General features: G+C 45.7%; 2 protein-coding genes. Both read right to left on the bottom strand.

The annotated features are described in order from the left end of the window. On the bottom strand, positions 1–668 hold a 668-nt coding region (locus tag BN93_RS15795), incomplete at its 3' end, for a relaxase/mobilization nuclease domain-containing protein (RefSeq protein ID WP_019189250.1). Continuing rightward, on the bottom strand, positions 653–1066 hold the full coding sequence (gene mobA / locus BN93_RS15790) for a conjugal transfer protein MobA (protein ID WP_004341650.1): 414 nt from the start codon (positions 1064–1066) through the stop codon (positions 653–655). The genes mobA and BN93_RS15795, both read right to left, overlap by 16 nt. Between the last annotated feature and the right edge of the window lie 104 nt (positions 1067–1170).

Raw genomic sequence — 1170 nt, 5'->3', positions numbered from 1 at the left:
ATATAGGTTTTTCCGCGTATCTCTCCCTTAACCTCCTCCACACATATATTATAGGTGGAGAGCAAAGCACGGTATTCCTTAAAACTCGGACAGTGGTAGAATTTCGCTGCCGGTCTGATGACCGAAACCAGTTGCTTTTTAAGATTCTCTCCGTCGCCGTAGCAGACTTTTTGCAGGCGAAACACTTCTTTTTCCTTCCGCATTTGCGCAGGGATCAAACCGTACTTCTGTTCCAGTTCTTTGAGAATACGGGTGCTGGTATAGAAATTATTACCATCGTTAATCTTCTTTCCCCGTTCATCGACAGCTAAGGTGACAATATGCAGGTGATGCCTGTCTATGTCTTCATGCTTATAAACGATAAAGGGTTGATTAGCGTAGCCCATCTTTTCGATATACTCCCATGCGATGGCAGAGAACTGCTCATCGGTGAGGCTGTCATCGGGATGCGGATTCAAGGAGATGTGTATAACCGGTTTCTTAGTGAGGACATGACTCGGCATATATGCCATAAAGTCCTGCATACAGGCGGATATATCGTGTGTCCCATCAGCCGGAGAGAAGACTTTGTTGGTCTCCAGAATCTTGGCAACGCCCTCGTTTACCTTCTCTCCATTGTACGCCAATGCCCCGAAAAGGGAACTGCCATAGTTTATCTTTGCGACCATTTCTCTTGAAATTCACGGGTTAGATGTACGATTTCGCCTCCGACAGCCGCCAATTCGAGTGTCAGTTTCTCCAATTGGGCAAGCATCGCAAAGGCTTTTTTCTCGGTGAAATTGCTCTTTAAGGCGACCACAGCTTGGTTATAATTCACCCCGACACTGCGAAATTGTCCGTACAAAGTCGTCAGTTTTTGATAGTAATCAAGCAGTGAACGATCTACTTTTATCACTCGGAAAGTCTCATCAAAGACCCTTGCCTTGATGAAAACAGCCCTGTTCGGGACACCTGACTGTTCATAAAGCGTCAGGAAACGCGCAAACTCCGTGTCCGTAAACCGAACCATGCAACAATGGCTGGCTTTCTCTTTTTTCAAGGGTCTCCCCACATGTCTCTTTGTCATTTTACTTTGGATTTTAGTGTTTCACGGCATCACCGGCATTCAAGACAAGGCATTCTCTCTTCCAAGAAAAAACGACTTCGGAGTTTTTTCAGCCCTCTGCAAGA

This window comes from Prevotella conceptionensis 9403948 (assembly GCF_000312305.1).
GTDB lineage: Bacteria > Bacteroidota > Bacteroidia > Bacteroidales > Bacteroidaceae > Prevotella > Prevotella conceptionensis.
The sequence above is the reverse complement of the archived record's forward strand: the minus strand, read 5'-3'. Positions and strand labels throughout refer to the sequence as shown.